The sequence below is a fragment of the Desulfosarcina cetonica JCM 12296 genome (assembly GCF_001311845.1).
In the GTDB taxonomy this organism is placed as follows: domain Bacteria; phylum Desulfobacterota; class Desulfobacteria; order Desulfobacterales; family Desulfosarcinaceae; genus Desulfosarcina; species Desulfosarcina cetonica.
The window spans coordinates 1-6516 of the sequence record NZ_BBCC01000275.1 but is presented as its reverse complement, the minus strand read 5'-3'; the positions used below and the strand labels follow the sequence as shown (position 1 = coordinate 6516).

Annotated in this window: 8 protein-coding genes and 2 pseudogenes; all 10 read left to right on the top strand. The window is 63.1% G+C overall.

From position 1 onward, the window contains the following. A pseudogene (locus tag JCM12296_RS40560) lies at positions 1-206 on the top strand (hypothetical protein); the annotation flags it as partial. Next, positions 203-745, top strand: a complete 543-nt coding sequence (locus tag JCM12296_RS42865; RefSeq protein WP_054701496.1) for a cobalamin biosynthesis protein — start codon at positions 203-205, stop codon at positions 743-745. The pseudogene JCM12296_RS40560 and the gene JCM12296_RS42865, both read left to right, overlap by 4 nt. Further along, on the top strand, positions 637-1479 hold the full coding sequence (gene cobJ, locus JCM12296_RS31695) for a precorrin-3B C(17)-methyltransferase (RefSeq protein WP_213182189.1): 843 nt from the start codon (positions 637-639) through the stop codon (positions 1477-1479). Before JCM12296_RS42865 ends, cobJ begins: the two co-directional genes overlap by 109 nt. Positions 1480-1661: 182 nt before the next feature. Continuing rightward, positions 1662-2189, top strand: a complete 528-nt coding sequence (locus tag JCM12296_RS31690) for a cob(I)yrinic acid a,c-diamide adenosyltransferase (RefSeq protein ID WP_054701493.1) — start codon at positions 1662-1664, stop codon at positions 2187-2189. A gap of 24 nt (positions 2190-2213) precedes the next feature. Further along, entirely contained in the window at positions 2214-3002 is a 789-nt protein-coding gene (locus JCM12296_RS46470) for a cobyric acid synthase (protein WP_083456713.1), read from the top strand. Positions 3003-3046: 44 nt separating this feature from the next. Next, a pseudogene (locus JCM12296_RS51080) lies at positions 3047-3585 on the top strand (hypothetical protein). Between the two features lie 259 nt (positions 3586-3844). Next, complete coding sequence (cobU, locus tag JCM12296_RS31680; RefSeq protein ID WP_246805195.1) at positions 3845-4357, top strand: bifunctional adenosylcobinamide kinase/adenosylcobinamide-phosphate guanylyltransferase; 513 nt, start codon at positions 3845-3847, stop codon at positions 4355-4357. A gap of 31 nt (positions 4358-4388) precedes the next feature. Next, entirely contained in the window at positions 4389-5117 is a 729-nt protein-coding gene (gene cobS, locus JCM12296_RS31675; RefSeq protein ID WP_054701489.1) for an adenosylcobinamide-GDP ribazoletransferase, read from the top strand. Continuing rightward, a complete protein-coding gene (locus JCM12296_RS31670; protein WP_054701486.1) occupies positions 5114-6223 on the top strand; it encodes a pyridoxal phosphate-dependent aminotransferase in 1110 nt (369 codons plus the stop codon). The genes cobS and JCM12296_RS31670 overlap by 4 nt, the downstream gene beginning before the upstream one ends. Next, on the top strand, positions 6213-6516 hold a 304-nt coding region (locus tag JCM12296_RS31665; protein WP_172684211.1), incomplete at its 3' end, for a cobalamin biosynthesis protein. The genes JCM12296_RS31670 and JCM12296_RS31665, both read left to right, overlap by 11 nt.

Genomic DNA, 6516 nt, shown 5'->3' with positions numbered 1-6516 from the left:
CCAATGCCCTGGCGAAAGCGGTGGCCGGCGTGACCGGCGGCCAGCCGGTGATCACCACGGCCACCGACGTCAACCGGGTGGCGGCCATCGATCTGATCGCCGCGGCGAACCGGCTGGTGATCGAAAACCCGGCGGCCATCAAAACCGTCAACATGGCCCTGATTACCGGCGCCCGATCCGGATCCACGATCCTTACGGCATCGTGATCGGACAACTGCCGCCCGGGCAGATTATCCGCTGCCCGCCCGGCGGGTTCGACGAATCCCAGGCCGGTGTTTTCGTCGACCATATCCGCCTTGACCTGCCCCCCCATGTACTGGTATTGCGACCCCCATCCCTGGTGACGGGAATCGGGTGCAATCGGGGCACCGATGCCGAAGAGATGCGGGCGCTGATTGAAGCGACCTTTGCCGCCAACCATTTGGCCCTGTCCAGCCTGCGCACCCTGGCCACGGTCGATCTCAAGGCCGAGGAGCCCGGCCTGCTGGCCCTGGCGGAGGCCCTCGGCGTCACCATCACCGTATTTGCCCGTGACCGACTCAAAACCGTGGGTCAGGTTCCCACACCGTCGGCCATGGTGGAAAAGCACATAGGAGTAAAAAGCGTATGCGAAGCGGCAGCCCTGCTGGAGAGCCAATGGGGGCGGATGCTCGTTCCCAAACAGAAGACCCGCAACGTCACGGTGGCGGTGGCGGCCGACGGCTCTATATCGTCGGCATCGGTCCCGGCGGTCCCGAACACCTGAGCCAGCGCGCCGTAACGGTATTGAGCGACGTTTCGGCCGTGGCCGGCTACACCACCTACATCGATCTGATCCGACCGCTCATCCAAGGCAAGACCATCGTTGCCACGGCCATGAAGAAAGAGGTCGATCGGGTGGCCGCGGCCCTGGACCTGGCGCTCTCCGGCACCGCCTGTGCCGTGGTTTCCAGCGGCGACCCGGGGATTTACGCCATGGCCGGCTTGGCCTTGGAGATGTGCCGCGAGCGGTCCATCGCCATCAGTGGCACGGACGATCCGCAAGCGCCCAACCAGATCGCCATCGAAGTGGTGCCGGGCATCCCGGCCCTGTGTTCCGGCGCGTCCCTATTGGGCGCCCCCCTGACCCACGATTTCGCCGTGATCTCGCTCAGCGACCTGCTGACGCCTTGGGAAACCATCGAAGCTCGCCTGGAGGCGGCGGCCGCCGCGGATTTCGTCATCGTGATCTACAATCCCAAGAGCCGTCGCCGGGCCGACCACCTGACCCGCGCCCAGGCCATTGCGCTCCAGCACCGTCCGCCGGAAACCCCCGTGGGCATCGTCACCGGCGCCATGCGCGACAACCAGCGGGTCGTCCTGACCACCCTGGGCGAGCTGCACCAGGCCGAGGTGGACATGCAGACCACGGTGTTCATCGGCAATTCGAGCACCTTTGCCTATGACGGGTTCATGGTCACCCCGCGGGGCTATGCAAAGAAGTATAAGATCGCAGAATAGGATCGGTTTGGCTGAATAATGCTCCCGAAATAATTTGGAGACGACAGAGGATTCGTAAGAGGCCCGAGATCAAGGCTTGCGAAGCCTGAGGAATGAGGCGTACTTTGAGTACGCTGCAGTGACGAAGGATGAGCGTAACGCCGATATCGGGCCTCTTACGAATCCGTCAGATTGAAGATATTATGGCACAACTAAATGAAGGCTACATCCAGGTTTACACCGGGGACGGCAAGGGCAAAACCACGGCCGCCCTGGGGCTTGCCCTGCGCGCCGCCGGCGCCGGCCTGAAGGTGTATATCGCCCAATTCATCAAGTCGGGTGACTACAGCGAGATCAAGGCCCTGGCGCGCCATGCCGAGCAAATTCGCATCGAGCAGTTCGGCCGGGGCCGCTTCATCAAGGGCCAGCCGGCCGCCGAGGATGTGGCCGCCGCCCAAGAAGGGCTGGCGGCGATCGAGTCTGCCCTGACCGGCGGCGAATACCAGCTGGTGATCATGGAGGAGGGCAACGTGGCGGCCCGTTGCGGCCTCTTTCCGGTGGAAGCGATTCTGGATCTCATGGAGCGCAAACCGGCCGCCGTGGAGCTGGTGATCACCGGCCGGGGCGCCGACCCGCGGGTCATCGAAAAGGCCGATCTGGTCACGGAGATGCAGGCCGTCAAACACTACTACCAGGCCGGGGTCGGCGCACGCGTGGGCATCGAAAAATGAGGGATTCGTAAGAAAGATAAGACAATGAACGACACCACCAAAGCCCCCTGCATAGCCGTGTTCGGCACTGGCTCCGACGTGGGCAAGAGCGTGATCGCCGCGGCCCTATGCCGGATCTTTGCCGACCAGGGTCGGCGTGTGGCACCGTACAAGGCCCAGAACATGTCCAACAACTCAGGGGTCACGCCCGAGGGGCTGGAAATGGGCCGCGCCCAGATCGTCCAGGCCGAAGCCGCCGGCATCGCCCCCCATGTGGACATGAACCCCATCCTGCTCAAACCCACCAGCGACGTGGGATCCCAGGTGGTGTTGCTGGGCGAGGCCATCGGCAACCAGACGGCCATGGACTACCATCAGAAAAAGGCCCGCCTGGTGGCCACGGCCAACGCCGCCCTGGATCGTCTGCGGGAGGCTTACGATCTGGTGGTTCTGGAAGGCGCCGGCTCCTGCGCCGAAGTCAACCTCATGGACCACGACATCGTCAATTTCCCCATGGCCGCCTATGCCGATGCGCCGGTGATCCTGGTGGGCGACATCCACCGCGGCGGCATCTTCGCCCAACTGGTCGGCACCCTGGCCTGCCTGCCGGAATCGTTCCGACAGCGCGTGGCCGGCTTCATCATCAACCGTTTCCGCGGCGATCTGCGGCTCTTTGCCGACGGCGTGCGCTGGATCGAGAAGAAAACCGGATTGCCGGTCTTTGGCGTGCTGCCTGGTACGAACATATCCGCATCGATCCCGAAGACTCGGTGGTCATCGAACGGCCTCGCACGGTGCATGCCAAGGCCGACGGCAAGCCGGCGGTGGCCGTGATCCGCATTCCGCATATCTCCAACTTCACCGATTTCGATCCGTTGATGGCGGTAACGGGCCTTTCCGTCCACTTCATTGAGACCCCCCAGGATCTTTCCGGCTTCCGGGCGGTGATTTTGCCCGGTTCCAAAAACACCCGCTACGATCTGGAATGGCTCAAAACCACTGGCTGGCAGACGCGTCTGGCGGCCTTCAAGGATAGCGGCGGGCACATCTGCGCATCTGCGGCGGTTACCAAATGATGGGCATGACCGTTCACGATCCCGGCGGCCTGGAAGGCGCCCCGGGAAGCACCGACGGGCTGGGGCTGCTGCCCGTGGAAACCATCCTCCAGGCGCCCAAGACGACAACCCTCAGCCGGTTCGCCTGGGACGGCATCGCCGGCACCGGGTATGAAATCCACATGGGCCAGACCCGGCTGAAGGCGGGCACGCCCCTGTTGACCGTCCACGAACGCAACGGAGAGGCCATCACGGACAGCGACGGCTGCATGACCCCGGACGGACTGGCCCTGGGCACCTACATGCACGGTCTTTTCGATACACCGGCTGATCGGGCGCTGGCTGGCCGCAATGGGTATTGACGGCGTGGACATTCCCGCCACCGGCGCCTGGCGGCAAAAATGGAGCAGTATGCGCTATTGGCCGAGCACTTCACGCGCATATCGATATGGAACGGATCACCGAGCTGATCCAAATGTCAAAGGCCCAATGAACAAATGACAATTGAAGGTATTCTGTCCATTTAAAAAGGATCTCAACCTTCAATTGACATTCGGATTTTGACATTTGACATTCCGCCGCTGGGATAACCCAAAAAGAGAATATCGAATAAAGTCCCATATGACGAACAACGAAAAGACCCTTGTTATCGGCGGCTGCCGCAGCGGCAAAAGCAGCCACGCCCAGGCCCTGGCCGAGGCGGTGGGACCACGACGCATCTACGTGGCCACCTGTGTGCCCCATGACGATGAGATGCGCGAGCGGGTGGCACGCCACCAACGTGAACGCGACGCCAGTTGGCGAACGCTGGAAGAGCCCGTGGACCTGGCCGGCATCATTGGCCGGCATGGCGCCTCGGCCGACGTGATGCTCATCGACTGCTTGACCCTGTGGCTGAGCAACCTGCTCATGCAGACCGAGGACATCGTCCTGATCCGACAAAAAATCGACGGCCTGGCCGAGGCCGTCACCCAGGCGCCCGGGGCCGTGGTGCTGGTCTCCAACGAAGTCGGCGCGGGCATCGTTCCCGAAAACCGTCTCGCCCGGCTTTACCGGGACCTGGCCGGCTGGACCAACCAGCCATGGCCGCTGCCTGCGACCGTGTTGTCTGGACCGTCGCCGGCATTCCCGTGACCATCAAACCCGCCGCGCAGAGCCCCCTTCCATGAACCGACTGATCGCTTCCCTGCAATTCATCAGCGCCCTGCCCCTGGGCCGGCCGCGCCCCTTCGACGCCAAAGGCATCATCATCCACTTTCCCCTGGCCGGTCTGATCATCGGCCTGATCGTGGCAATGGGCGATCTCGTGTTCACCACCGTTTGGCCGCCCGGCGTGGCGGCGGTACTGGATATCGCCCTGTTGGCCGCCATCACCGGCGCCTTTCATCTGGACGGCCTGGCCGACACGGCCGACGGTCTCTACGGTCATCGCGACCGTGAGCGCAGCCTGACGATCATGAAGGACAGCCGCGTGGGTGCCATGGGGTTGGTGGTCGTGACCCTGGTACTGCTGACCAAAAGCGCGGCCCTGGGCCATCTGCACCAGGGCCGTTTCCTGGCCCTTGCGATCATTCCCGCCTATGCCCGCGGAGCGATGATCTTCGGCATGCGTTTTTTGCCCTACGCCCGCGGCGAGGAAGGCACCGGCAGCGCTTTTTTTGAAACACCCCTGGCGCCGGTCGACTTCCGCTACCTTCTCGTACCAGCATTCTTGTCCCTCTTCCTGGGATGGCACGGAATCGTTCTGAACATTGTCTTCGTTGCCGTCACCGCACTGCTGATCCTTTTCTATCGCCGCAAGATCGGGGGCATCACCGGCGATCTGTTGGGCGCCATGACCGAAGTCAACGAAGCGGCCCTCTTCCTGGCGGTTTGCATGGGAGGCACCCCATGATCGGCGGGCACGGTGGCAACATCTACCACTTGGCTCGGATCCATGGCTGCCGGCCGTCGGACATCTGCGACATGAGCGCCAATGTCAACCCCTTGGGTCCCATGCCGGACCTGATGGATCACCTGGCGGAAAATCTGCCGGTGATCACGGCCCTGCCCGAAGTGGATGCGGGCAGCATGATCGCGGCATTCGCCCGACAAAACGCCATCGATCCGCAAACGGTGATGGCCGGCAACGGCAGCACCCAATTGATCTACCGGATTCCGCGGGCACTGGGCAGCCGGCGGGCCATCGTCGTGGGTCCCACTTACGCCGACTACCACGATGCCTGCGTCATGCACGGGGTTGCCTGCGAGCATCTCATCTGCCGGGAGGCGGACGATTTCGTGCCGGACACGGAGCGGATCCGCGAGGCCGCCGCCGGGGCCGACCTGGTTTTTCTCTGCAATCCCAACAACCCCACCGGCGCCATGGCCGACCGGGAAGCCATCACGGATCTGTGTCGGGCCCTGCCGGAAACCGTTTTCGTGATCGACGAATCCTATCTGCCCTTTGTTCCGCAGCCGGAAACCATCAGCATGATCCGATCCGAGCTGCCCAATGTTCTGGTGCTCAACTCCATGTCCAAGGCGTTCCGCATTCCCGGCCTGCGCATCGGTTTCGTCAAGGCACCGCCGCCCCTGATGACGAAGCTGGCCGCCTATGCCCTGCCCTGGTCGGTCAACAGCCTGGCCCAGGCCGCCGTTACCTGGCTCATGACCCATGCCGATGCGGTCGATGCGTTCCTATCTGAGACGCGCACCCTGATCGCGGCCGAAAAACCGAAAGCGATCGCCCGATTACACGCCAGCACGGCGATTCGCTGTTTCCCCTCGGCAACGACCTTCATCCTCATGCGCCTGCCCGCAGGGCTGGATGCACCGACCGTCTGGCAACAGATGGCCGACCAGCGCATCCTGGTCCGGGACTGCGCGAATTTTCAGGGGTTGAGCGATGCCTTCATCCGCATTTCGTTGAAAAATCTCGCCGAAAATCAACGGGCCATCGATCTTTTGGTGGACCTGTGCCGTCGTCACGAAAACAAAGGAGCGGCCCATGCCGGCTGACAGTTTTCCCCTGGCCCTGACCCTGGCCGTCATCCTGGATATGCTGCTGGGCGATCCGTTGTGGCTGCCCCACCCGATCCGCTGGATGGGCAAGGCCATCGAACGCCTGGAACCGGGGTTCCGATCGCTTGCCGTCTCCCCGCGTGTCGCCGGCGGGCTCATGACAGGCCTTCTGGTGGCGGGCGTCTGGCTGATCAGTTGGCTGGTGGTTGTCTTGTCCAATGCCATCCATCCGGCCCTCGGGCTGATGGTCCAAGCCGTGATGCTTTTTACCTGCATTTCCGCCCGCAGCC